Raw genomic sequence first — 24,332 nt, forward strand, 5'->3', positions numbered from 1 at the left:
CGCTGCCCGCGCTGCCCGTGCCGCTTGCGCCGCCCGCGCTGCCCGTGCCGCTTGCGCCGCCCGCGCTGCTCTTGCCGCCCGTGCTGCCCGTGCCGCTTGCGCTGCCCGCGCTGCCCGCGCTGCCCGCGCTGCCCGCGCTGCCCGCGCTGCCCGCGCTGCCCGCGCTGCCCGCGCTGCCCGCCGTCCTGGAGGGCTCCGTCGCGGCGAGGGCGGCCAGGCGCCCCGCCTCCGCCCGCCACCGTGCCGCGTAGGCATCACCGCCCGCGGCGGCCCTCCGCCATGCCGCCACCAGGTCGTCCCCGTACTCCCGCGGCGGCTCCTCGCTCAGCAGCGCCACCACCTCGGCGACCCGCCGCACCGCTCCCGGCCCGGCGGCGCCGGCCGCGGCCGGGCCGTCCACCAGGGCGCGGGCCAGCCGCGGGTGCAGGCCGAGGCGGGCCATGCGCGCCCCGCGCGGGGTGGCCCGGCCCGCGCCGTCCACCGCGCCGACCGACGCCAGCACCGCCCGCGCGGCGGCCAGCGCCCCGGCCGGCGGCGGGTCCAGCAGCGCCAGCCCGGACGCGTCGGGATCGCCCCAGCAGGCCGCGTGCAGCGCGAACCCCGCCAGGTCCGCCAGCCGGATCTCCGGCGCCGGGAACGCCGGCAGCAGCCCGTGCTCCGCCTCCGACCAGCACCGGTACACCGTGCCCGGCGCCTCCCGGCCGGCCCGCCCGGCCCGCTGCCGGGCCGCCGCCCGGGAGGCCCGTACGGTCGTCAGCGCGCCCAGCCCGCGGGCGTGGTCCGTGCGCGGCTCGCGCGCCAGCCCGGAGTCCACGACCACGCGGACCCCCGGCACGGTCAGGCTCGACTCCGCGACCGACGTCGCGAGGACCACCCGCCGGCCGCCGCCGGCGCGCGGCGCCAGCACCGCGTCCTGCACCGCCGCCGGCGCCCGCCCGTGCACCTGGAGGACCTCCGCCCCCGCGCCGCCGAGCAGCCCGGCGACCCGGGCGATCTCCCCGACGCCCGGCAGGAAGCACAGCACGTCCCCCTCGCGCTCCGCGAGCGCCCGCCGCACCACCGCCGCGACGTGCGCCAGCTGCGCCGGGTCCACCCGCATCCCGTGCGGCGGGCGCACCGGCCGGGCCGGCGGGGCCCACACCGTCTCCACCGGGTACGAGACACCCTCCGCCCGCACCACCGGGGCGCCGCCGAGCAGCCGCGACCAGCCCTCCGCGTCGGTCGTCGCGGACGCGGCCACCAGCCGCAGCCCGGGCCGCAGCGCCTCCCGCACGTCCAGCAGGAACGCGGCGGCGGTGTCCGCGTCCAGGTGCCGCTCGTGGCACTCGTCGAGGACGACGGCGTCCACGCCGGCCAGCTCCTGGTCCCGCTGGAGGCGCTGGAGCAGCACACCGGTCGTGACGACCTCGACGCGCGTGCCCGGGCCGGCCACCCGCTCCCCGCGCACGGTGAACCCGACGGAGCCTCCGGCCTCCTCGCCCAGCAGCCACGCCATCCGGCGCGCCGCCGCCCGGGCGGCGATCCGCCGCGGCTCGGCGACGACGACCCGGCGCGGCGGCCCGTCGCCGACCAGCCCGGCCAGGACCAGCGGGACGAGGGTGGTCTTGCCGGTGCCGGGCGGGGCGCACAGCACGGCCGTGCCGTGGCCGTCCAGCGCGGAAAGCAGCGCGGGCACGGCCCCGCGCACGGGCAGGGCGTCGAGGGCGGCGGTGCGCACGGGCACGGCTCAGGCCCCGCCCCGGGCGGCGTCGTCCCGCTCGCACACGAAGACCGCGGTGCCGGGGATCAGGTGCCCGCGCAGCGGCGACCAGCCGCCCCACTCCTGTGTGTTCCAGGCGGGCCACTCCGGCTCCACCAGGTCGACCAGCCGGAACCCGCCGGCGACGACGTCCCGGACCCGGTCGCCGAGGGTGCGGTGGTGCTCCACGTACACGGCGCGCCCCTGCTCGTCCTGCTCGACGTACGGGGTCCGGTCGAAGTACGAGGCGGACACGGACAGGCCCTCGGGGCCCGGCTCGTCGGGGAACGCCCAGCGGATCGGGTGGGTGACGGAGAAGACCCAGCGGCCGCCGGGCCGCAGCACGCGGTGCACCTCGCGCATCACGTTCACCGGGTCGGCGACGAAGGGCACCGCCCCGTACGCGGAGCAGGCCAGGTCGAAGGAGCCGTCGCGGAAGGGCAGCCGGCCCGCGTCCGCCTCCACCAGGGGGACCGCGCCGCCGTCGATGCGCAGGGCGTGCTGGAGCTGGCGGTGCGAGAGGTCGAGGGCGACCGGGCGGGCGCCCTGCGCGGCGAGCCATCGCGAGCACTGGGCGGCGCCGGCGCCGATCTCCAGGACGTCCTTGCCGGCGAGGGAGGAGGCCGGGCCGAGCAGGGCGGCGTCGGCCTCGTCCAGGCCCTCGGGGCCCCACACGAAGCGGTCGTCGCCGAGGAACGCGCCGTGCTCGCTCTGGTACTCGTCCGCGTTGCGGTCCCACCAGCCGCGGCTGGCCCGGCTGCTCTCGGCATCGCCGGCGTGGCGGCGGGTGGCCTCGGCGTCCTCCGCGGCGGCGGTATCGTGCGCGTGTTCGGGGACGTAGTCCTCTTGGTTCATGGGGCCCGTCGTCGTAGTCTGCGGAGTCTGCGGTGATGAAGCAGGGGAGGCCATCGGCGCCTGCCCGGCAAGGAATTGTGCCTGTTGTGCGGTGATCCGCCCGGGGTGTGCCCGTTCGCGCATTGACCCTGTCCGGCCGCCCCCGTATGCTACAAGTTGCGCTGCGAGCCTGTGCTCCTCAGACCTAGCAGGCTGCGCTTGCATCTGTTGATGTCCCCTCGGTTCTCGAGGCCCGGCACCCCTTACGGGTTGCGGGCTTCCTTGGCTGTCCGGCTTCTTCGGCAGATGCCGATAAGGGCTCCCGGCGTAGCAGTACCTACGACTTCAATGTCCGTACCGGAGCCCTTTCCCACATGACGAGCAGCACCGAGACCACCGCCACCACCCCGCAGGTTGCGGTCAACGACATCGGTAACGAGGAAGCCTTCCTCGCCGCGATCGACGAGACGATCAAGTACTTCAACGACGGCGACATCGTCGACGGCGTCATCGTGAAGGTCGACCGGGACGAGGTCCTGCTCGACATCGGTTACAAGACCGAAGGCGTCATCCCGAGCCGCGAGCTCTCGATCAAGCACGACGTCGACCCGAACGAGGTCGTCAAGGTCGGCGACGAGATCGAGGCCCTCGTCCTCCAGAAGGAGGACAAGGAAGGCCGCCTGATCCTCTCGAAGAAGCGCGCCCAGTACGAGCGTGCCTGGGGCACCATCGAGAAGATCAAGGAAGAGGACGGCATCGTCACCGGTACCGTCATCGAGGTCGTCAAGGGTGGTCTCATCCTCGACATCGGCCTCCGCGGCTTCCTCCCGGCCTCCCTGGTCGAGATGCGCCGCGTCCGCGACCTCCAGCCCTACGTGGGCAAGGAGCTCGAGGCCAAGATCATCGAGCTGGACAAGAACCGCAACAACGTGGTCCTGTCCCGCCGCGCCTGGCTCGAGCAGACCCAGTCCGAGGTCCGCCAGACGTTCCTCACCACCCTGCAGAAGGGTCAGGTCCGCTCCGGCGTCGTCTCCTCGATCGTCAACTTCGGTGCCTTCGTGGACCTGGGCGGCGTCGACGGCCTCGTCCACGTCTCCGAGCTGTCCTGGAAGCACATCGACCACCCGTCCGAGGTCGTCGAGGTCGGCCAGGAGGTCACCGTCGAGGTCCTCGACGTCGACATGGACCGCGAGCGCGTCTCCCTGTCGCTGAAGGCGACCCAGGAAGACCCGTGGCAGCAGTTCGCCCGGACCCACCAGATCGGCCAGGTCGTCCCCGGCAAGGTCACCAAGCTGGTTCCGTTCGGTGCGTTCGTCCGCGTCGACGAGGGCATCGAGGGCCTGGTCCACATCTCCGAGCTGGCCGAGCGCCACGTGGAGATCCCGGAGCAGGTCGTCCAGGTCAACGACGAGATCTTCGTCAAGGTCATCGACATCGACCTCGAGCGTCGCCGGATCTCGCTGTCCCTGAAGCAGGCCAACGAGTCCTTCGGTGCCGACCCGGCGTCGGTCGAGTTCGACCCGACCCTGTACGGCATGGCCGCGTCCTACGACGACCAGGGCAACTACATCTACCCCGAGGGCTTCGACCCCGAGACCAACGACTGGCTCGAGGGCTACGAGACCCAGCGCGAGACCTGGGAGCGTCAGTACGCCGAGGCGCAGAGCCGCTTCGAGCAGCACCAGGCGCAGGTCATCAAGAGCCGCGAGGCCGACGAGGCCGCCGCTGCCGAGGGTGCTGCCGCCCCGGCCGCCGGCAACGCCGGTGCGGGCATCTCGGGTGGTTCGTACTCCTCCGAGTCGGACGAGACCTCGGGCGCCCTGGCCTCCGACGAGGCCCTGGCCGCGCTCCGCGAGAAGCTGGCCGGCGGCCAGAGCTGATCGCAGCAGCGCACCGCGCCGCCGGCGCGAACCGGCGGTGAGCTGAGCTGAACGCAAGGCCCGTCCCCTTCCGAGGGGGCGGGCCTTGCTGCTGCCCCGGCTCGGACGGCACCCGCCCGGCAGCGGCCAGGCCCGACCGGGCTCGCGCCCCGCGAATGCGGCCGAACGGGGAATGGTGCGGCCCCCTCGGACGTTCCTCCCAGAGAACGAGGCGAGGAGGAGCGGTGACAGTGCTTGATCCACAGGGTTTGTACGAATGGGACGCCAAGGGGCTGGCGGTGGCCGACCTGGCGCTCGCCCAGGACTCGGCCGGACTGGTCATGCTCTACCACTTCGAGGGGTACATCGACGCCGGCGAGACCGGCGAGCAGATCGTCGAGCGGCTCCTGGACACGCTGCCCCACCAGGTCGTGGCCCGCTTCGACGCCGACCGGCTGGTCGACTACCGGGCCCGGCGCCCCCTGCTGACCTTCCGGCGCGACCACTGGTCCTCCTTCGAGGAGCCCCGCCTGGAGGTCCGCCTCGTGCAGGACGCCACCGGCGCGCCCTTCCTGCTGCTCTCCGGCCCCGAGCCGGACGTGGAGTGGGAGCGCTTCGCCGCCGCCGTCCGGCAGATCGTCGAGCGCCTGGGCGTCCGGCTCTCCGTCAACTTCCACGGCATCCCCATGGGCGTCCCGCACACCCGGCCCGTCGGCATCACCCCGCACGGCAACCGGACCGACCTGATGCCCGGCCACAACAGCCCCTTCGACGAGGCCCAGGTGCCCGGCAGCGCGGAATCGCTCGTCGAGTTCCGCCTCGCCCAGGCCGGGCACGACGTCCTGGGCGTCGCCGCGCACGTACCGCACTACATCGCCCGCTCGCCCTACCCGGACGCCGCCCTGACCGTCCTGGAGGCGATCACCGCGGCGACCGGCCTGGTCCTGCCCGGCGTCGCACACGCCCTGCGCACCGAGGCGCACCGCACGCAGACGGAGATCGACCGGCAGATCCGCGAGGGCGACGACGAACTGGTCTCCCTCGTCCGCGGCCTGGAGCACCAGTACGACGCCGCGGCCGGCGCCGAAACCCGCGGCAACATGATCGCCGAACCGGCGGAGATCCCCACGGCCGACGAGATCGGCCGGGAGTTCGAGCGGTTCCTGGCGGAGCGCGAAGGCGAGGCGTAGGAGGAGGCGCAGGGCGGGGAGGGAGGCGGGGGCCGGGTCTCCTGCACCGGGCCGGCAGCGGCTACGCTGCTGGGCATGCTGAGGGTGGGCCTGACAGGCGGAATCGGTGCCGGCAAGAGCGCGGTCTCGCGGCTGCTCGCGGAGTACGGGGCGGTCGTCGTCGACGCCGACCGCATCGCCCGCGAGGTCGTGGAACCGGGAACCCCCGGTCTCGCGGCCGTCGTAGCGGCCTTCGGCGAGTCGGTCCTCGCCCCCGACGGCACCCTCGACCGGCCCCGCCTCGGAGCGGTCGTCTTCGCCGACCCGGAGAAGCTCAAGGTGCTGAACGGCATCGTGCACCCACTGGTCAGGGCCCGGTCCGCCGAACTCGAAGCCGCCGCCGGGCCCGGCGCGATCGTCGTGCACGACGTGCCGCTCCTCACCGAGAACGGCCTCGCCCCGCTGTACGACCTGGTCGTCGTCGTGGACGCGGCGCCGCAGACCCGGCTCGCCCGGCTGACCTCCCTGCGCGGCATGGCCGAGGACGAGGCCCGCGCCCGGATGGCCGCCCAGGCCACCCGGGAGCAGCGGCTGGCCGTCGCGACCCTCGTCATCGACAACGACGGCCCGCTCGAAGCACTCGAACCGCAGGTCCGCAAGGTCTGGGAGGAGCTCACCGCCCGGGCCGCCGCGGCCGCGGGAGCCGCGCCCGGCACGGAATAGGCGCCCGCGAGCCCCGCGTTTAGGGCCGGGGGAGAGGGAAGGAGCACACCGTGTCCGATACCACGCCGCCCGCCGCGCCGGCCGATCCGTCCCCGGAGACCCACGTCATCGACTACCGGGCCGCCGAACGGCTGCTGGCCGCCCGCGACCCGCGCGGCGCGGTGAAGCTCCTCGACTCGGTCATCGCCGCCCACCCCGAAAGCACCGCGGCCCGGCTGCTGCGCGCCCGGGCCTTCTTCGCCTCCGCCCAGCTGCGGCGCGCCGAGCGGGAGTTCGAGCTGGTGCTGGAGCGCGAGCCGGACAACGCCTTCGCGCACTTCGCGCTCGCCCGCACCCACGAGCGCTCCGGGCGGCACGAGCAGGCCCGCAAGCACTTCCGGCTCGCCGCCGCCCTCGACCCGCAACCCGACTACCTCGCCGCCGCCCGCTTCGAGCAGTAGCAGGCCGGGGGGAGTGCGGGGGCTACGGGCGCGGGCCCGCCGGGGGCTCGTACGGCGGGATGTCGCGGCCCGGCTGGTAGTGCGGGCCCTGCCGGATGCGGCGGACCACCACCAGCAGGTCGACGGCCGCCAACAGGGCGACCACTGCGCAGAACGCCGCCCACCCGGGCCGGTCCGCCAGCGCGAACAGCGCCGCGCCCGCCCCCGCCCACACCAGCCCCCACAGGCTCAGCCAGAACCGCAGACGCAGCGGGCTGCGGGCGGTCACGGGCTCGTTACCGGAACGCATGGGCCACCGCCTCATCGCCTCGCCCGTCGCCGGCGCCGCCCGGTCGGTCGCTCCGGGCCTGCCGGCCCTCGGTCTCCATCGTCCCACCGAGGCCCCGGACGCGTGCCGTGCGCCGGTGAAAGGCCGGTTCAGCGGCGTTGTCACTGCCCGCGCCTACACTCGGCAGAGCAGATCCGGCCCGATTGCCGAGCCGGGCCGAAGACCCGGGCAGGGGCCCGGCCGGAGCAGGCGAGGAGGCAGCGTGTCGACACCCGGGCCGCCCCCGTACGCCCTGCTGCCCCACCCGGCCGTCTTCCTGCCCGATCCGGTCCCGCGCCGCGGCCGCCTGGCCTTCTGGTCCCCGGAGGGCGCCCCGCTGCCCGACGCCGCGGGGATCCCCGACGCCGAGGCCGCACTGATCGACGTCGTCCGCCCGCACGGCAGGGGCGTGCGCACCCGCGTCGTGCCCGCCGTGGTCCTGCCCGTGGCCGGGGCGCTGCCGCTGCTCGTCCGCGCCGCCCGCAGCCCGGCCGCCCACCCCGCCACCCGGGCCTGGGCCACCGCCGCCACGCAGGCGCTCGCCCTCGTCACCCGGGGCCGCCTGCTGCCCGGCCTCACCGCCGACGACACCGACGCCTGGCGGGCCGGCCCCCTCGCCGCCGAGGACGTCGCGGCGCTGCGCGCGGTCGCCGCCGCCCTGCCCGCCGAAGGCCACGCAGTGCCGCTGCCCGGCCGCCGCCCCGTCTCGCTGCCCGAGCCGGAGGCGCTGGTCCGGGCGTTCCTCGACGCCGTCGCCGACTGCCTGCCGCGCACCCCGGCCGCGCCCGTCGCCGCCGGGCTGCCGTTCGCCGCGCAGGAGCCGCAGAGGGTGCCCGCGCTGCGCGACTGGGCGGCCCGGATCGCCGACGGCGCCGACGCGGGGGTAGGGCTGTCGCTGCGGCTGGACCTGTCCTCCTTCAGCCTCTTCGACGACACCGGACCGGACCCAGCCCCCGACTCCGAAGGCGCCCCGCAGGCCGAGGTCCGCCGGGCCGGGGCCGCCGTCGTCCAGGTGCACAGCCTGTCCGACCCGACGCTCGTCACCGACGCCGGAGCGCTGTGGGCGGGCACCGCGCCCGCCGGGTTCGGGCCCCGCGCCCGGATCGACGCCGTCCTCGCCCTGCGCCGGGCCGCCCGCGTCTGGCCGCCGCTGCTGCGGCTGCTGGACCAGCCCGCCCCCGACGCGCTCGCCCTGTCCGACCCCGAGCTGGAGGACCTGCTCGGCACCGCCGCGGACCGGCTCGCCGCCGCCGGCGTCCCCGTCCACTGGCCGCGCGAGCTCGCCCGTACGCTCACCGCGACGGCGACCGTCCGGGCCACGGCCCCCGGCTCCGCCATCGACGGCACGGCCTTCTTCGACGCCGCGCACCTCTTCGCGTTCTCCTGGGAGATCGCCCTCGGCGGCGACCGGCTCACCCCCTCCGAGATGGACGCCCTCGCCGACGCCCACCGCCCGGTGGTCCGGCTGCGCGACCAGTGGGTGCGCGTCGACCCGGAGCTCGTCCGCAAGGCCCGCAAACGCGACCTCGGCCTGCTGGATCCGGTGGACGCGCTGACCGCCGTCCTCACCGGGACCGCCGAGGCCGACGGCGAGCCGGTGGAGGCCGTCCCCGTCGGCGCGCTCGCGGCGCTGCGCGACCGGCTCACCGCCGAGCTCGCACCGCTGCCGCAGCCGCCCGGCCTGAAGGCCACCCTGCGGGACTACCAGGCCCGCGGCCTGGCCTGGCTGGACCTGATGACCTCGCTCGGGCTCGGCGGCTGCCTCGCCGACGACATGGGCCTCGGCAAGACCGTCACGCTGATCGCGCTCCACCTGCACCGCGACCGCCCCGAGCCGACGCTGGTCGTGTGCCCGGCCTCGCTGCTCGGCAACTGGCAGCGGGAGATCGAGAAGTTCGCGCCCGGCGTGCCCGTGCGCCGCTTCCACGGCGGCGACCGCAGCCTCGACGGCCTGGCCGGCGGGTTCGTCCTCACCACGTACGGGACGATGCGGGCCGCCGCCGCCCGGCTGGCCGCCCAGCCGTGGGGCCTGGTCGTCGCGGACGAGGCGCAGCACGTCAAGAACCCGCACTCGGCGACCGCGAAGGCGCTGCGGACCATCCCGGCCCCGGCGCGGGTGGCGCTCACCGGGACGCCCGTGGAGAACAACCTCTCCGAGCTGTGGGCGCTGCTCGACTGGACGACGCCGGGGCTGCTCGGCCCGCTGGCGGCGTTCCGCGCGCGCCACGCGCGGCCGGTGGAGCACCAGTCGGAGGAGGACGGCGGGAACGAGGCAGCGGTCGCCCGGCTCGCCGCGCTCGTCCGGCCGTTCCTGCTGCGCCGCCGCAAGAGCGACCCCGGCATCGCGCCCGAACTGCCGCCGAAGACCGAGACCGACCACCCCGTGCCGCTCACCCGTGAGCAGGCCTCGCTGTACCGGGCCGCCGTCGACGAGGCGATGGCCGTGATCGAGGGCAGCGGGGGGATGGAGCGCCGCGGCATGATCATGAAGCTGCTGGCGTCGCTGAAGCAGATATGCAACCACCCCGCGCAGTACCTGAAGGAGGAGCGCCCCCGGATCGCGCACCGCTCGGGGAAGCTGGCGCTGCTCGACGAGCTGCTCGACACGATCCTCGCCGAGGACGGGGCGGTACTGGTGTTCACGCAGTACGTGACGATGGGCCGGATCATCGAGCGGCACCTGGCGGCGCGGGGCATCCCGCACCAGTTCCTGCACGGCGGCACCCCGGTCGCGCGGCGCGAGGAGCTGGTGCGCGGCTTCCAGGCGGGGGAGGTGCCGGTGTTCCTGCTGTCGCTGAAGGCCGCGGGGACGGGCCTGAACCTGACGCGCGCCGGGCACGTCGTGCACTTCGACCGCTGGTGGAACCCGGCCGTCGAGGAGCAGGCCACCGACCGGGCGCACCGGATCGGCCAGGAGCGGCCCGTGCAGGTGCACCGGCTCATCGCCGAGGGGACCGTCGAGGACCGGATCGCCGAACTCCTCGCCTCCAAGCGGGCGCTGGCCGAGGCGGTGCTCGGATCGGGCGAGGCCGCGCTGACCGAGCTGACCGACCGTGAGCTCGCCGACCTCGTGTCCCTGCGGAGGCCCGCATGATCACCGCGCGGGACGACCGCCGCCGCACCTTCGCCGCCCTCCCCGCCGGCGCGGAGGCGGCCACCTGGTGGGGCAGGGCCTGGGCGGCGTCGCTGGAGCGGGCCGCGCCCGACGCGGCGCGCCTGGCGCGGGGGCGGGCGTACGCGGCGGAGGGGCACGTCGAGGCCGTCACGGTCACGCCCGGCCGGATCGTCGCCTACGTACGGGGCAGCCGGGCGCGCCCGTACCGGACGGAGCTGGGCCTCGGGGTGCTCGCCGAAGCCGCGTGGGAAGAGCTGCTGGAGGCCGTCGCCGCCGATCCGGCGGCGCTGGCCGCCCTGCTGGAGCGGGAGGTTCCGCGGGTGCTGGCGGAGTCCGTCCTCCCAGGGCCGGGCGAGCTCCTGCCGCGCTGCTCCTGCCCCGACACCGGCCGGCCGCCGTGCAAGCACGCCGCGGCGCTGTGCCACCGGGCGGCCCGCCTCTTCGACGAGGACCCGTTCGCCCTGCTCCTGCTGCGCGGCCGCGGCGAGCGGGAGCTGACCGCCGAGCTGGCCCGCCGCAACGCCGCCCACGCCGCGCGGGAGCGGCCCGCCGCAGCGGCCGGCTTCCCCGGCGTCCCGGCGCGCGCGGCCCTCGCCCGCACGGTGCTGCCGCCGCTCCCCGCCCCGGCGGCGGCCCCGGCCGCGCCCGCGGCGCCGCCCGGCTGGCCGCACGACCCCGCGATACCGGGCGCACCGGACCCGCTGGCCCTGGACCAGCTCGCCGCGGACGCGGCCGCCCGGGCCCTGGCGCTGCTGGCCACCGGCGAGGACCCGTTCGGCGGGCTCAGCCTGTGGCAGGACGCCGTCCGGCTGGCCTCCGCCCACCACACGGCCGGCCTCACCGGGCCGGCCCGCACCCTCTACCGGGAGCTGGCCCGCGCCACCGGGCGGACCACGACGGACCTGGCGCGGGCCGCGGCCGCCTGGCGGCAGGGCGGCCCGGCCGGCCTCGCCGCCCTGGAGGAGCCCTGGGATCCGCCGGCCGGCCCCTTCGACCGGGCCCGCCCGGCGCTGCTCGCCGCCGCGCAGGGCTCCTTCCGCCCGGAGCGCAACCGGCTCACCTGCACAACGCGCCAGCTCCGGCTGGGCCGTGACGGGCTCTGGTACGCGTACGAGTCCCGGCCGGGCGCCGAGGACTGGTGGCCGACGGGCAGGCCCTCGTCGGACCCGGTCAGCGCCCTGGCGGGCTGACCCCGCCGGACCCTGCCGGACCGAGCCGGTCGGCCCAGGCGTGCAGGGCCGCGAAGTCGCGGTCGCGCAGCCCGCGGCGGGGGTGGATGCGCAGCAGCAGCGCGGGCGCGGGGTGGTGGGCGGCGACCCACGCCCGGTCCCGCGCGTTGATCATGTCGTCCACCCAGGCGAAGGGGCGGCCCGCAGCCCACTCGACGAGCGTGCGGGTCTTCCAGGACAGCCCGTGGGGGTCGCGTGCAAACAGGTCGGGCCATGCGATGTACGGGATGTCGCCGGGCAGGCCTATGTGCGGGGCGACCAGCGTGTTGGCCTCGTCCATCCACGTCGTGGCCCAGACCAGTTCGTACGGCAGGGCCTGCAGCCGGGCGCCGTGCCCGGGGTGCAGCAGGACGCGCGCGCCGCGGCGGGCCGACCGGGAGTTCGGGCGCCGGAACGACATCCACACCGAGGGGTGCATGCGGTGGCTGGTGTAGCCGCGGAGCCCCGCGGCGTACGAGCGGAAGGGGTTGAGGGGGCCGTCCACGTCGAGGAGGAGCAGCGGGCGCTGGGTCATGGGACGGCCATACCCGCTACTCGATCGGGTGAAATGCCCTGCCCCTCTATAACCCGAATGGGTTTACCGCGTTGTTCCGGTGCGGGTACATGGCCCGTGAACTTCTCCGGAAGGCAGGGAATCTGATGCGTCACAGTCGCCGTAATGGCCTGATCGCGACGGCGGTCGCGGGAGGGGGACTCGCGGTCGCGGGTGTGAGCGGCTTCGCGTATGCCGACGCGGACGCGAGCGGCTCGGCCAAGAGCTCGCCGGGGCTGCTGTCCGGGAACCTGATCCAGCTGCCCGTGAACACCCCGGTCAACGTGTGCGGGAACACCGTGAACATCGTGGGCCTGCTCAATCCGGCGGCCGGCAACAGCTGTGCCAACACCGGCTCGGGCAAGGCGTCCTCTCCGTCCGGGGGCAGCAGCACCGGCGGCGGCTCCCACGCGGAGGGCGGGGCGACCGGGTCGCCCGGTGTCGTCTCCGGCAACGGCATCCAGCTGCCGGTCGCCCTCCCCGTCAACGTCAGCGGCAACTCCGTGAACGTCGTCGGCATCGGCAACCCCTCCGTCGGCAACAGCTCCGTCAACGGCGAGCAGCCGAAGCCGCCGCAGCCGGTCGAGCCGGCGAAGCCGGTCAAGCCGGTCACGCCCGCCAAGCCGGCGCAGCCGGTCGCGCCGCCGAAGGAGCAGCCGGTGGTCGAGGCCGCCCCGCCGAAGGGCCCGGCCCTCGCCCACACCGGCGCCGACGGCATGGGCTACCTCGCGCCCGCCGCGGGCGGCATCCTCCTCGGTGGCGCGCTGCTGTACCGGCGGTTCCGCGTCCAGTAGGCGGCACCGCCGGTCAGGGCGGGGCGGCCGCCGCGGCATCCGGCACCGCGCCGGCATCCGGAGCCGCCGTCACGCCGGGCCCGGCCTCGGGGACCGCGGGCTGCGGGGGGATGCGCCAGGCGTCCAGGACCGCATCGATCCGCGCGGCCAGCCGGGCGCGGGCCGCGAACCGCGGCACCCCCGCCATCAGCAGCGCGTCGTACTCGGTGTCGGTGTGCCGCACGGCCGCCCGCACCGCCACGTACACGGCGGGCTCGTCCAGGGCCCTGCCGGCCGCGGTACGCCCCACCCGGCCGCTGCCCCGCACCGAGGCGTGCGCGGCGATGGCCTGCGCCCGCTCCGCCGGGCAGCCGGGGAACAGCCGCAGGATCTCCGCGGCGAACGCCGCCGTGAAGCGGACGTCCTCGGCGGCCCGCCGCAGCCGGTCCCGCTCGCGGCGGCGCGCCCGCGCCTCCGCGTCAGCCAGGCAGGCCCGCTCCGCCCGGGCCAGCGCGGCGTCCTCCACGTAGACGCCCTGCCGCTCGTGGCGGTGGCGGCGCCTGTTGAAGCGGACGACGACCGCCGACAGCGAACTCCCCTCCCTGGCCCGCCGGGTGAGCGCCGCGTCCCCGCGCGGCAGGTAGACCAGGTGCCCGAGGTCCGCGCAGTCCAGGCAGCGCGGCACACCGGCCTCGCGCACCAGGTGCCGCAGCGGGCCGCGGCGGCACTGCGCGCAGTGCACCGGCTTCGCCGACTCGAACACGACCAGGCTCATGACGGTGTGATACCGCCGTCCGGGCCGGTTATCACCTTGCCGCGCAGGCCCGTTGCCCCGGCTCGCGGGCCGGCCGGGCTCAGACCAGGCGGCGGATCTCGCCGCGGACCCGGTAGAACCCGCCGGAGGCCGCATGCAGCCCCTCGACCAGGTACCGGGCGCCCGGCTCCCTGATGCCCCGCGGGAACTGCACGTTCCACGACGGCTCGTAGCCGCCCGACACCACGTGCACCCGCAGCCGCCCGCCCTGCTGGACGCACTCCACCACCACTCCGTCCACCGGAGCGGCCGCCGCCGGGACGACCGCCACGGCCGCCGCCGAGGCAGCCGGGGTGTAGACGGGCAGCGCCGCCGCGGACTTCACGTCCACCGCCGTCGGCACCGTGCCCTCCCGGGCCGCCGAGATCGCGGCCTCGCTCGCGTCCACGCACACCAGCGAGCCGTCCGTCGTCACCAGGTACAGCCGCTCGTCCAGGTACTGCATGGACAGCGCCGAGCCGCTGCCCGTCCCGAGCTTCCACAGCCGGCGCCCGTCCGCGTCGAAGCAGTACACCGACGAGGACGAGTCGCCCGCGAAGACGTGCCGGCCGTCCGGCGACGTCGCGCACGAGTACACCGCCGCGTCACACCGGAACGTCGCCTCCAGCGCGCCCGTCTCCTTCGACAGCCGCTGGACGCAGTGCCGGGCCGTGCCCGCGAAGACGGCGTGGTCCTCCTGCCAGCCGAACAGCACCTGCCCGTTGGTCCGCGTGTGCCACAACTCGCCGCTGCCGTCGGGTGCGTAGGCGGTGACGCCGTCCACGTGGCCGTGGTACACGGCGTCCTCGTCGGCCCGGACCATCCACGCCTGCGCCCCCGACGACTTCCGCGACCACTGGAACTCGTCCTCGTGGTCGATCACCGTCAGGCCGCCGTTCGCGTCCGCGACGTTCAGCACGCCCTCGCGGATGTCCAGCCAGAAGATGTCGACGTCCTCCGCGATGTCGTACGCCTTGAACGGCACTTTCGAGGAGAGGTCGTACACGGCGCCGTCGTCACACCCGGCGTAGATCCAGAACTCGTCCGCCACCAGGCACTTGACCCCGTCCGGCAGCGAGTAGCGGGCCAGCACCTCGCCGCCGTGGCTCAGCGTGTAGACGTCGCCCGCCTGGTTGCCGACCCAGCAGCGGTCCTCGTCGACGTGGATCCCGAAGGCCGAGGCACCCGTGCGGAACCGCCACAGCACCGGGGCGACCGCCCGCGCCGTCGAGGGTGCCGAGGCCACCTGGCGGCGCGTCACCGGGCGCGCCGCGCGCTGCCCCCGGACCGCTGGCGCGTACCCCTTGCGGACCTTCTCGCCGATCTTCTTCGCGGCCGCAGCACGCGCCCTCTCGGCGGTCGGGAACGACGACTGCTGGACCTGGCCGGCGGCCCCGATGCGCCCGTACCGCACCACCACGGTGGTGCCGTCCACGACGACCTCGTAGAACTTGTGCGCCCCGCCGCCGTCCTGCGACAGCTCCAGGTACGTGGTCTCGCGAGCCATGACAGACCCCTCCCCAAGGTCGGGCCGACGGCTCCGTCCCGCCGGTGATCCCTTCGGGGACGAAGCTAGGGGCGGGCACTGACAATGGGAGCCGTGCACCTGGAACCGATCACCTGGCAGCGGATGGCCGAGCGGCTCGCCGGCCACCTGGACGAGGGCGCGCCCGCCGAGGACCCGCCGGCCTGGCAGCGCGTCGGCATCGACGGCGCGCCCGCCGCGGACACCGGCGGCCTCGCCGCCCTGCTCGCCGACGCCCTGCGCGCCCGCGGCCGCGCCGTCCTCACCGTCCCCGCCGAGGGGTTCCTGAGGCCCGCCTCCCTGCGGTTCGAGCACGGCCGCCGGGACGCCGACTCCTACCTCTCCGGCTGGTACGACACCGGAGCCCTGTGGCGGGAGGTGTTCGGCCCGACCGACCCGGGCGGCAGCGGGCGGGTCCTGCCCGACCTGTGGGACCCGGCGACCGACCGCGCCACCCGCAGCCCCTACGCCGAACTCCCGCCCGGCGCCGCGGTCATCGTGCACGGGCCGCTGCTGCTGGGCCACTGGTTCCCCTTCGACCTCAGCGTGCACATCCGCCTCTCCCCGGGGGCGCTGGCGCGCCGCACGGGAGAGGCCGAGCGCTGGACCCTGCCCGCCTTCGCCCGCTACGAGGCCGAGACCGACCCCGCGGGCCTCGCCGACGCCGTCGTCCGGGCCGACGACCCCCGTCACCCCGCCTGGACCGGCCTGCGCCGCTGACCGCCCGGACGCCCACTGCTGGCTCCCGGACGCCCGGACGCCCGGACGCCCGGCCGTCACGGGCGTCCGCCCAGCCGGGCCACCGCCAGGGCCGCCGACCGGCAGCCCGCCCGAGCCGCCCCGGCCGGATCGGCGCCCGCGAGCCGGGCCGCGAGGAACCCGCCGGTGAACGCGTCCCCGGCGCCCGTGGAGTCCACCGCGCGGGCCGGCTCCGCCGGGACCTCCGCGACGACCCGCCCGCCCTCGGCGACCAGCGCACCGGCCGCGCCCCGCGTGGCCACCACCAGAGGCACGCGCCGGCTCAGCTCCGCCGCGGCCCGCGCGGTCCCCGCCGAGGCCGGCAGCCCGGCGAGCAGCAGGGCCTCGTCCTCGTTGGGCAGCAGGACGCCGAGCCCCGCCGCGGCCCGCAGGAAGCGGTCCGGGCCGAACGCGGCGAGGAAGCCCGCCGAGGCCGGGTCGACGCTCACCGGCACCCCGCGCCCCACGGCGTCGGCCAGCGCCGCGGCAGCCAGGGCGCGGGCGGAGTCCGCGAAGAACAGGTAGCCGGACAGGTGCAGGTGCGCGACCCCGTCCAGCAGGTCCGGCGACCAGTCCGCGGGGCCGAGCCGCAGCGCGGCCCCGCCGTCGGTGAGGAAGGTCCGCTCCGAGTCACGGCCGACCAGGGCGACCACCGTCCCGGTCGGCTCGGCCGCGTCTATCAGCAGGCGCGGCCGCACCCCGGCCGCCAGCAGCGCCCGCTCGTGCCACTGCGCCGACTCCGAGCCCACCCGGGCGAGCAGGCGCACCTCCGGGGCGCCGGCGTGGGCCGCCCAGCAGGCCGCGTTCGCCCCGGCACCGCCCGGCAGGGTGCGGATGCGGGCGGCGGTGTCCGTGGCCGGGGCCAGCGGCTCCGGGTGCACCGCGACCACGTCCGTCACCACGTCCCCGACGACCAGCAGCGCCTCCGGCCGCGGCGCGCCGCCGGGGGGCCCGCCGGCCGCCGTCACGGGCGGGCCGCCCAGGCCGCCGCGATCCGGGCGCCGAGCACCACGTTGCCCCGTACCGCCGCCAGGTTGGCCTCCAGGGAGGCCCCGCCGGTGGCCCGTACGAGGTGGTCCAGGAGGAACGGGGTCACGGCCTGGCCGGTGATGCCGCGCCTGCGGCCCTCGTCGAGGGCCTCGGCCAGGACCCGGTCGTGCACCTGCGGATCCAGCTGGGCCGCCTCGGCCACCGGGTTGGCGACGACCAGGGCCGATTCCGGTCCGCCCAGGGCGTCCTGTGCGGCCATCATCCGGGCCACCTCCTCGGGGCGGTGCACGGTCCAGTCGACGGGCTCGCCCGAGTCGGCCAGGTAGAAGCCGGGGAAACGTTCCGTCCCGTACCCCACGACCGCCACCCCGAGCGTCTCCAGCCGCTGGAGCGTGGCCGGCACGTCCAGGATCGACTTCACTCCCGCGCACACCAGCGTGATCCGGGTGCGGGCCAGCAGCCCCAGGTCCGCAGACTCGTCCTGGGTCTGCGCGTAGCCCCGGTGGACGCCGCCCAGCCCGCCCGTCGCGAAGACGCGCAGTCCGGCGCGCGCGGCGAGGAACGCGGTCGCCGAGACGGTCGTCGCCCCGGTCGCCCCCGTCGCCAGGGCCGCGGGCAGGTCCCGGTGCCCGAGCTTGCGTACGCCCTCCCCGGCCGCGATCCGCTCCAGCTGGTCCTTGTCGAGTCCCGCGTGCGCCACGCCGTCGACGACCGCGACCGTCGCCGGTACGGCCCCCTCCGCGCGGACGGCGGCCTCCAGCTCGGCGGCCACCGCGAGGTTGCGGGGCCGCGGCAGGCCGTGCGTGATGATCGTGGACTCCAGGGCCACGACCGGCTGTCCCTGCTCGACAGCCTCGCGGACCTCTTCGGACAGGACGGGCCCGGCGGGCCGCGGCGCAGATGCTGAGTGCTGTGACATGTCCCCATCCATGGCACCCGATCCGCATCGGCAAACACCCGGCGGCCGGTCCGGTGCGGGCGCGGCGCTCGACACAGTGCCTCGTTCCGCGGCGCGGACCCGGACACTCCGGCCGGCCCGGAGCGGCCCCCCGCCGCACTACGCTGCGCCCCATGAGCACCAGTGATCACAGCTCCGCGGCCTCCGCGTCCTTCGCCGTCAGCGTGCCGGACGTCCCCGACGCCGCACTCGAAGCCGAGGAGCTCGACCCCGCGCAGGTCCTCTCCGGGAACCCCGTCGTCACCGGCAAGGTGCTGTGGGAGTCGCCCGACGGCAGCCAGGTCCGCGGGATCTGGCAGATCACCCCCGGGGTGGTCACCGACACGGAGGCCGACGAGCTGTTCGTGGTCGTCAGCGGCCGGGCGACGGTCGAGGTCGAGGGCGGCGCGACGCTGGAGGTCGGGCCGGGCTCCGCCTGCGTCCTGCGGGAGGGCGACCGGACGGTGTGGACCGTCCACGAGACCCTCCGCAAGGTCTACCAGATCACTTCCGCGCCGCGGCCTGCCGGCGGGCCGTGAGCAGGGCGAGCGCCGCCATCGGCAGCAGCAGCGCCGCGGCGATCGCGTTCAGCCGGCCGTAGCCGGCCGCGGACATCACCAGGCCGGAGGCGGCGCCGCCCACCGCCGCGCAGGTGTTCATCGTCAGGTCGCTGAGGCCCTGGACGGCGGCCCGTGCACCGGCCGGCACCGAGTCGGTCAGCAGCGCGGAGCCGGAGACGAGCCCGGCGGACCAGCCGAGGCCGAGCAGGAACAGGCCGAGGGCGCTCTGCCCGTGGTTCGGGCCCGCCGTGCCGGCCAGCAGTGCGGCGAGCGCCAGCAGCCCGGCGGCCAGGCCGATCACGGAGAGCCGGCCGAGGCGGTCCGCGAGCCAGCCCATCACCGGGGAGAAGGCGAACATGCCGGCGATGTGCCCGCTGATCACCAGGCCGATCAGGTGCAGCCCGGCGCCGTGGTGGCCGAGGTCGACCGGGGTCATCACCATGATCGAGACCATGGCGGTGTGCGAGACGGCGACGGCGACCAGCGCCACCCGGGCCCGCGCCGAGGCCCGGACGGCCGCGATGCCGGCGCGCAGCGAGTGGCCCGCGTGCCCGTGCCCGTCGGGCCCGGCGAGCGCGCGGGCGGTGAGCAGGGGGTCCGGCCGCAGCAGGACGGCGAGCAGCAGGCCGGTGAGGACGAAGACGGCGCCGGCCCACACGAAGGGGCCCGCCGTCGCGGGTATGGAGGTGCCGGCGAAGCTGCGGCTGGCGGGCGCGGAGAGGTTCGGGCCGAGGACGGCGCCGAGGGTCGACGCCCAGACGACCACGGAGATGGCCCGCGCCCGGTGGTCAGGGGCGGCCAGGTCGGCGGCGGCGAACCGGGCCTGGAAGTTGGCGAATGAGGCGGCCCCGAAGGCGGCCATGCCGAGCATCAGCAGCGGGAAGCTGCGGACGACGGCGGCCAGCACGACGAGCGCCGAGCCCGCGGCGCCGATCGCGTACGCGAGCACGAGGCCCGGGCGGCGGCCCCGCGCGGTCATCAGCGCGGCCAGCGGCAGCGAGACGGCGGCCGTTCCGATCACCGAGGCGGTCGAGGCGAACCCGGACAGGGCCTCGCTGCCCCCGACCTCGGTGGCGAGGACCGGGGCCAGGGCGATGCTGATCGGCACGCCGACGCCGCCCAGGACCTGGGAGGCGATCAGCACCCACGAGGTGCGGCGGCGCAGCCGGGGCAGCTCCGCCGGGTCCACGGCGGCGGCCGCGGGCCCCGCGGTTCCGGATCCGGCTCCGGGTGCGGCGCTCACGCCGGACACCCGCGGTGCGGCAGCGGCAGGGGCTGCGGGGCCGGGAGCGGTGCGGGGCGGAGGGCGGGGCGGCCTGGCGCGGCGGGAGTGGTCACCGCAGCAGTCTCCCAGCCGCCGCCCCGCGGCGGAACCGCCCGCCGCGGCCGCGGACTCCCGCGCAGCGGCGTCCGGCCCGGTCAGAACAGCGGCTGCGGCAGGACGCCCTCCAGCGCCAGCAGTGCCCGCTTGGTCTCGACGCCGCCGCCGAAGCCGCCGATCCCCCCGTCGTTCTCCACGACCCGGTGGCAGGCGACCACCAGCGGCAGCGGGTTCGACCCCATCGCGTGCCCCACGGCCTGGGCGCCGCCCGGCCGGCCGACGCGGGCCGCCAGCTCCCCGTAGCCGACGACCGACCCGTACGGGACGGAGCGGTCCAGCTCCTGGAGGACCTCCCGGTTGAAGCCGGTGCACAGCCGCCAGTCCAGCGGCAGGTCGAAGCGGCGCAGGGATCCGGCGAAGTAGCCGGCGAGCCTGCGCACCGGCTCGGCGAGCAGCACCTCCGCGCCCGGCTCCGGGCGCCGGGCCCGCGCGCCGAGCCGGGCGGCCACCGCGTCGACCGTCGCGCGGACCCGGTCCTCGGAGCCGGCGTGGAACCCGACCTTGACGAGGCCCTGCGGGGTCGCGGCCAGCAGCAGCGGTCCGATGCCGCTGGGGACGACGGTCCATTCCAGGTACGGCCCGTCCGGCCGCTCGGTGGTGTCCACCCCTCCACCGTACGGGCGCGCGCCGACAGCGCGGCCCCCTCCGGGACCGGCGGCGCCGGCCGGGGTCAGGGCACGAGCGAGCCGAGCACCGCCTCCTGCACCACGTCCGGCGCGTTCGAGATGATCCCGTCCACGCCCATGTCCCGGACCTTCCGCGCGGTCACGGCGTCGTCCACGATCCAGGTGTCGACCTCCAGCGCCCTGCCGTGGGCCCCGACCAGCCCGTGCACGGCGGCCACCCACTCGGCGGAGATGGTGGTGTGCCAGGGGTTGATGCGGTCGGTGAACGCGGCGTACGCGGGCAGGTCTGCCACCGGCGGGGTGCCCAGGAAGGCCGTCACCACGTCCGGCCGCAGCCCGTGCACGAGGCGGACGCAGTCGGCGCTGAAGCTCTGCACCACGAGCCGGCGCTGCACGTGGGCGGTGTCGAGCCAGCCCTCCTCCTCCAGCACCCGCAGCGTCTGCTCCTCGATGCCCGGGTAGAGCTCCGGCTTCTTGATCTCCAGAAGCAGCCGCTGCCGGTTGCGCTGCACCCGGGCGAGGTACTCCCGCAGGGTCGGGACGCGGGCCCCGGCGAAGGAGGCGCCGAACCAGCTGCCCGCGTCGAGCCGGGAGATCTCCTCCGCCGTGAAGTCCCGCACCCGCCAGGGCGCCCGGCCCGGGAAGACCTCCTCGGCGTCGGTCGTGCGGGCCAGGGTGTCGTCGTGGATCACCACGAGCTCGCCGTCCCTGGTCCGCTGGACGTCGTTCTCCACCCAGTCGAAGCCCAGCCGCACCGCCGCGTCGACCGCGGCCAGCGTGTTCTCGGGCGCGTACGCCGAGGCGCCCCGGTGGGCGTACACGACGGGGCCGGGCAGGCCCGGCACCGCGGCGGGGGCACCCGGATCCGCGGCGGCCGCCGCGGACGTCCCGCCGAGCGCGGTGAAGGTGAAGCCCAGGAAGGCGGCGGCGGCCGCTGCGGCGGGTCGGAGGTACATGTGTTCTCCCTCGGTTCGTGAACCCTGCTGCTGCGTCAGGCGGGCGCGGAACGGCAGCCGTTGCCGTGGTGACCCACTGCCGCGTCCATTGGGGCGATCATGGGCTCGAAGATCACCGGGCCGCCACCGAACTACGACAAACGGACCAGAAAGGGGGAGCGGGGCGCGGCGCCGCCCGTGCGCCGGGGGGCGGCGCCGCCCGGCGGGGTCGGTGACTGTCGGCGCGGGGTCGTACGGTGGAGTCATGCGGCCCGTATCGAAGATCGAACGCACGGTGGCGCCTTTCGAGGTCGTCAGCCCCTACCAGCCCAGCGGCGACCAGCCGGCGGCCATCGCCGAGCTGGAGAAGCGCATCCGCGCGGGGGAGAAGGACGTCGTCCTGCTGGGCGCGACCGGCACGGGCAAGTCGGCGACCACGGCCTGGATGATCGAGAGGCTCCAGCGGCCCACCCTCGTCATGGCGCCGAACAAGACGCTGGCCGCGCAGCTGGCGAACGAGTTCCGCGAGCTCCTGCCGAACAACGCCGTCGAGTACTTCGTCTCGTACTACGACTACTACCAGCCCGAGGCCTACGTCCCGCAGTCGGACACGTACATCGAGAAGGACTCCTCCATCAACGAGGAGGTCGAACGGCTGCGCCACTCCGCGACGAACTCGCTGCTCACCCGGCGCGACGTCGTCGTGGTCGCCTCCGTCTCCTGCATCTACGGCCTGGGCACCCCGCAGGAGTACGTCGACCGGATGGTCCCGCTCAAGGTCGGCGAGGAGATCGACCGCGACCGGCTGCTGCGCCGCTTCGTCGACATCCAGTACACGCGCAACGACCTCGCCTTCACGCGCGGCACCTTCCGCGTGCGCGGCGACACCATCGAGATCTTCCCCGTGTACGAGGAACTCGCCGTCCGCATCGAGATGTTCGGCGACGAGATCGAGGCCCTCTCCACCCTGCACCCGCTGACCGGCGAGGTCATCAGCGAGGACCGCGAGCTGTACGTGTTCCCGGCGAGCCACTACGTCGCCGGCCCCGAGCGCATGGAGAACGCGATCCGCGGCATCGAGGCGGAGCTGGAGGCGCGCCTGGCCGAGCTGGAGAAGCAGGGCAAGCTGCTGGAGGCCCAGCGGCTGCGCATGCGCACCACCTACGACCTGGAGATGATGCGTCAGATCGGCTCCTGCTCCGGCATCGAGAACTACTCCCTGCACATGGACGGCCGCGAGCGCGGCTCGGCGCCCAACACGCTCATCGACTACTTCCCGGAGGACTTCCTCCTCGTCATCGACGAGTCGCACGTCACGGTCCCGCAGATCGGCGCCATGTACGAGGGCGACGCCTCCCGCAAGCGGACCCTCGTCGACCACGGCTTCCGGCTCCCCTCGGCGCTCGACAACCGGCCGCTGAAGTGGGAGGAGTTCCAGGAGCGCATCGGCCAGACGGTCTACCTGTCCGCGACCCCGGGGGCGTACGAGCTCTCCCGCGGCGACGGCTTCGTCGAGCAGATCATCCGCCCCACCGGCCTCGTCGACCCGGAGGTCGTCGTCAAGCCCACCGAGGGGCAGATCGACGACCTGGTGCACGAGATCCGGGAGCGCGTCGAGCGGGACGAGCGCGTCCTCGTCACCACCCTCACCAAGAAGATGGCCGAGGACCTCACGGACTACTTCCTGGAGCTCGGCATCGCCGTCCGCTACCTGCACAGCGACGTCGACACGCTGCGCCGCATCGAGCTGCTGCGCGAGCTGCGCGCCGGCGAGTACGACGTCCTGGTCGGCATCAACCTGCTGCGCGAGGGCCTCGACCTGCCCGAGGTGTCGCTCGTCGCGATCCTCGACGCCGACAAGGAGGGCTTCCTGCGCTCGGGCACCTCGCTGATCCAGACGATCGGCCGCGCCGCGCGCAACGTCTCCGGCCAGGTCCACATGTACGCGGACAAGATGACCCCGGCGATGGAGAAGGCCATCGAGGAGACGAACCGGCGCCGGGAGAAGCAGATCGCCTACAACACGGCCAACGGGATCGACCCGCAGCCGCTGCGCAAGAAGATCAACGACATCGTCGCGACCATCGCCCGCGAGGAACTGGACACCGAGCAGCTCCTCGGCACGGGCTACCGGCAGGCCAAGGACGGCAAGGGCGCCAAGGCCCCGGTGCCGGCGCTGTCCACCGCCGGGGCGGGCGCGGGCAAGGCCGCCAAGGGCGGCCGCGCCGCCGCGGTGCCCACGGACCGGCCCGCCGAGGACCTGGCCGCGCTGATCGAGCAGATGACCGAGCGGATGCGGGCCGCGGCGGCCGAGCTCCAGTTCGAGGTCGCGGCCCGGATCCGGGACGAGGTCGGCGAGCTGAAGAAGGAGCTGCGGCAGATGAAGGAGGCAGGCCTCGCCTGACGGGGGACCGGCTCAGTAGGGTGGCGGACAGCCGCAGGTACACGCTTGCCTGGGGGTGGCTATGAAAGGGGACGGCGCGTGACGGTCAACTTGTCCAAGGGACAGGCCATCAGTCTTCAGAAGGGCGACGGGGGCACGCTGACCTCCGTCCGGATGGGCCTCGGCTGGCAGGCGGCCAAGCGCCGCGGGCTGTTCGGGTCGCGCACCCGCGAGGTCGACCTGGACGCCTCCGCGGTGCTGTTCGCGGAGAAGCAGCCGGTGGACGTGGTGTTCTTCCGGCACCTGCAGAGCGACGACGGCTCCGTCCGGCACACCGGCGACAACCTCGTCGGCGGCGCAGGCCAGGGCGGCGACGACGAGTCGATCCTCGTCGACCTCCAGCGCGTGCCGGTCCACATCGACACGATCGTCTTCACGGTGAACTCGTTCACCGGCCAGACGTTCCAGGAGGTGCAGAACGCCTTCTGCCGCCTCGTCGACGAGACCAACGGCCAGGAGCTGGCCCGCTACACCCTCGACGGCGGCGGCCAGTACACGGCGCAGATCATGGCGAAGGTGTCCCGGGCCGGTGCCGGCTGGCAGATGACGGCCATCGGCGCCGCCGCCAACGGCCGCACCTTCCAGGACCTGATGCCGGCGATCCTGCCGCACCTGTAGGGGACACCACGCACCGCGCCCGGCCGGGCGCGGTGCACCGAACGACAGCACGGCACGAGGCACGGGG

The 24,332-nt window shown here is 75.5% G+C and carries 22 protein-coding genes; 11 read left to right on the forward strand and 11 right to left on the reverse strand.

What is annotated here, in order from left to right:
- Together IE170_RS10055 and IE170_RS10060 are read right to left on the reverse strand one after the other, a co-directional pair.
- Positions 1–1,723: helicase-related protein (locus tag IE170_RS10055; RefSeq protein ID WP_229884668.1), on the reverse strand; the 1,723-nt coding region annotated here is incomplete at its 3' end.
- A 3-nt stretch (positions 1,724–1,726) separates the two neighbouring features.
- Complete coding sequence (locus tag IE170_RS10060) at positions 1,727–2,593, reverse strand: class I SAM-dependent methyltransferase (RefSeq protein ID WP_189808960.1); 867 nt, start codon at positions 2,591–2,593, stop codon at positions 1,727–1,729.
- A 353-nt stretch (positions 2,594–2,946) separates the two neighbouring features.
- On the opposite strand from IE170_RS10060, the gene rpsA reads away from it, so the two are divergent.
- From rpsA to IE170_RS10080, 4 genes are all read left to right on the forward strand, one after another.
- Entirely contained in the window at positions 2,947–4,452 is a 1,506-nt protein-coding gene (gene rpsA / locus IE170_RS10065) for a 30S ribosomal protein S1 (RefSeq protein ID WP_114057109.1), read from the forward strand.
- Positions 4,453–4,682: 230 nt separating this feature from the next.
- A complete protein-coding gene (locus IE170_RS10070; RefSeq protein ID WP_189809029.1) occupies positions 4,683–5,621 on the forward strand; it encodes a PAC2 family protein in 939 nt (312 codons plus the stop codon).
- A 75-nt stretch (positions 5,622–5,696) separates the two neighbouring features.
- Positions 5,697–6,323, forward strand: a complete 627-nt coding sequence (coaE, locus tag IE170_RS10075) for a dephospho-CoA kinase (protein WP_189808961.1) — start codon at positions 5,697–5,699, stop codon at positions 6,321–6,323.
- Between the two features lie 50 nt (positions 6,324–6,373).
- Positions 6,374–6,763, forward strand: a complete 390-nt coding sequence (locus IE170_RS10080) for a tetratricopeptide repeat protein (protein WP_189808962.1) — start codon at positions 6,374–6,376, stop codon at positions 6,761–6,763.
- Between the two features lie 22 nt (positions 6,764–6,785).
- On the opposite strand, the gene IE170_RS10085 is transcribed toward IE170_RS10080, so the two are convergent.
- On the reverse strand, positions 6,786–7,052 hold the full coding sequence (locus tag IE170_RS10085; RefSeq protein WP_189808963.1) for a DUF6343 family protein: 267 nt from the start codon (positions 7,050–7,052) through the stop codon (positions 6,786–6,788).
- A 241-nt stretch (positions 7,053–7,293) separates the two neighbouring features.
- On the opposite strand from IE170_RS10085, the gene IE170_RS10090 reads away from it, so the two are divergent.
- Positions 7,294–10,164, forward strand: coding sequence for an SCO1167/SCO6262 family helicase (locus tag IE170_RS10090; protein ID WP_189808964.1), 2,871 nt, complete (start codon positions 7,294–7,296; stop codon positions 10,162–10,164).
- Positions 10,161–11,375: an SWIM zinc finger family protein gene (locus IE170_RS10095; protein WP_189808965.1), complete on the forward strand. Its 1,215-nt coding sequence runs from the start codon at positions 10,161–10,163 to the stop codon at positions 11,373–11,375. The genes IE170_RS10090 and IE170_RS10095 overlap by 4 nt, the downstream gene beginning before the upstream one ends.
- Here the strand turns inward: IE170_RS10095 and IE170_RS10100 are convergent.
- On the reverse strand, positions 11,356–11,928 hold the full coding sequence (locus tag IE170_RS10100) for an HAD domain-containing protein (protein ID WP_189808966.1): 573 nt from the start codon (positions 11,926–11,928) through the stop codon (positions 11,356–11,358). The genes IE170_RS10095 and IE170_RS10100 overlap by 20 nt on opposite strands.
- A 125-nt stretch (positions 11,929–12,053) precedes the next feature.
- Between IE170_RS10100 and IE170_RS10105 the strand changes: the two genes are divergently transcribed.
- The gene (locus IE170_RS10105) at positions 12,054–12,740 is read left to right on the forward strand and encodes a chaplin (RefSeq protein WP_189808967.1); all 687 of its coding nucleotides are present in this window, start codon (positions 12,054–12,056) and stop codon (positions 12,738–12,740) included.
- A 13-nt stretch (positions 12,741–12,753) separates the two neighbouring features.
- Here IE170_RS10105 and IE170_RS10110 read toward each other — a convergent pair whose 3' ends face one another.
- Positions 12,754–13,494: a DUF2293 domain-containing protein gene (locus IE170_RS10110; protein WP_189808968.1), complete on the reverse strand. Its 741-nt coding sequence runs from the start codon at positions 13,492–13,494 to the stop codon at positions 12,754–12,756.
- Between the two features lie 79 nt (positions 13,495–13,573).
- Complete coding sequence (locus IE170_RS10115; protein ID WP_189808969.1) at positions 13,574–15,019, reverse strand: WGR domain-containing protein; 1,446 nt, start codon at positions 15,017–15,019, stop codon at positions 13,574–13,576.
- Between the two features lie 93 nt (positions 15,020–15,112).
- Between IE170_RS10115 and IE170_RS10120 the strand changes: the two genes are divergently transcribed.
- Positions 15,113–15,757 carry a nucleoside/nucleotide kinase family protein gene (locus IE170_RS10120; RefSeq protein ID WP_189808970.1) on the forward strand — a complete coding sequence of 215 codons (645 nt, stop codon included), beginning with the start codon at positions 15,113–15,115 and terminating at the stop codon, positions 15,755–15,757.
- 56 nt (positions 15,758–15,813) lie between these two features.
- Here IE170_RS10120 and IE170_RS10125 read toward each other — a convergent pair whose 3' ends face one another.
- A complete protein-coding gene (locus tag IE170_RS10125) occupies positions 15,814–16,743 on the reverse strand; it encodes a carbohydrate kinase family protein (RefSeq protein WP_189808971.1) in 930 nt (309 codons plus the stop codon).
- Positions 16,740–17,684, reverse strand: coding sequence for a pseudouridine-5'-phosphate glycosidase (locus IE170_RS10130; RefSeq protein ID WP_189808972.1), 945 nt, complete (start codon positions 17,682–17,684; stop codon positions 16,740–16,742). Before IE170_RS10130 ends, IE170_RS10125 begins: the two co-directional genes overlap by 4 nt.
- A gap of 152 nt (positions 17,685–17,836) precedes the next feature.
- On the opposite strand from IE170_RS10130, the gene IE170_RS10135 reads away from it, so the two are divergent.
- Positions 17,837–18,241, forward strand: coding sequence for a cupin domain-containing protein (locus tag IE170_RS10135; protein ID WP_189808973.1), 405 nt, complete (start codon positions 17,837–17,839; stop codon positions 18,239–18,241).
- Here IE170_RS10135 and IE170_RS10140 read toward each other — a convergent pair.
- The 3 genes from IE170_RS10140 to IE170_RS10150 all read right to left on the reverse strand — a co-directional run bounded on the left by IE170_RS10140 (position 18,207) and on the right by IE170_RS10150 (position 21,225).
- Positions 18,207–19,505, reverse strand: a complete 1,299-nt coding sequence (locus tag IE170_RS10140; protein ID WP_373298966.1) for an MFS transporter — start codon at positions 19,503–19,505, stop codon at positions 18,207–18,209. The two genes, IE170_RS10135 and IE170_RS10140, sit on opposite strands and share 35 nt — an antisense overlap.
- A 176-nt stretch (positions 19,506–19,681) precedes the next feature.
- Positions 19,682–20,248 carry a methylated-DNA--[protein]-cysteine S-methyltransferase gene (locus IE170_RS10145; protein ID WP_189808974.1) on the reverse strand — a complete coding sequence of 189 codons (567 nt, stop codon included), beginning with the start codon at positions 20,246–20,248 and terminating at the stop codon, positions 19,682–19,684.
- 65 nt (positions 20,249–20,313) lie between these two features.
- Positions 20,314–21,225, reverse strand: coding sequence for a glycerophosphodiester phosphodiesterase (locus IE170_RS10150; protein ID WP_189808975.1), 912 nt, complete (start codon positions 21,223–21,225; stop codon positions 20,314–20,316).
- A 244-nt stretch (positions 21,226–21,469) separates the two neighbouring features.
- On the opposite strand from IE170_RS10150, the gene uvrB reads away from it, so the two are divergent.
- Both uvrB and IE170_RS10160 read left to right on the forward strand, forming a co-directional pair.
- Entirely contained in the window at positions 21,470–23,608 is a 2,139-nt protein-coding gene (uvrB, locus tag IE170_RS10155) for an excinuclease ABC subunit UvrB (RefSeq protein ID WP_189808976.1), read from the forward strand.
- A 78-nt stretch (positions 23,609–23,686) separates the two neighbouring features.
- The gene (locus IE170_RS10160; protein ID WP_189808977.1) at positions 23,687–24,265 is read left to right on the forward strand and encodes a TerD family protein; all 579 of its coding nucleotides are present in this window, start codon (positions 23,687–23,689) and stop codon (positions 24,263–24,265) included.
- The last annotated feature ends 67 nt before the right edge of the window (positions 24,266–24,332 follow it).

Origin of the sequence: Streptomyces toxytricini (assembly GCF_014649915.1) — a bacterium.
Classification (GTDB): Bacteria; Actinomycetota; Actinomycetes; order Streptomycetales; family Streptomycetaceae; genus Streptomyces; species Streptomyces toxytricini.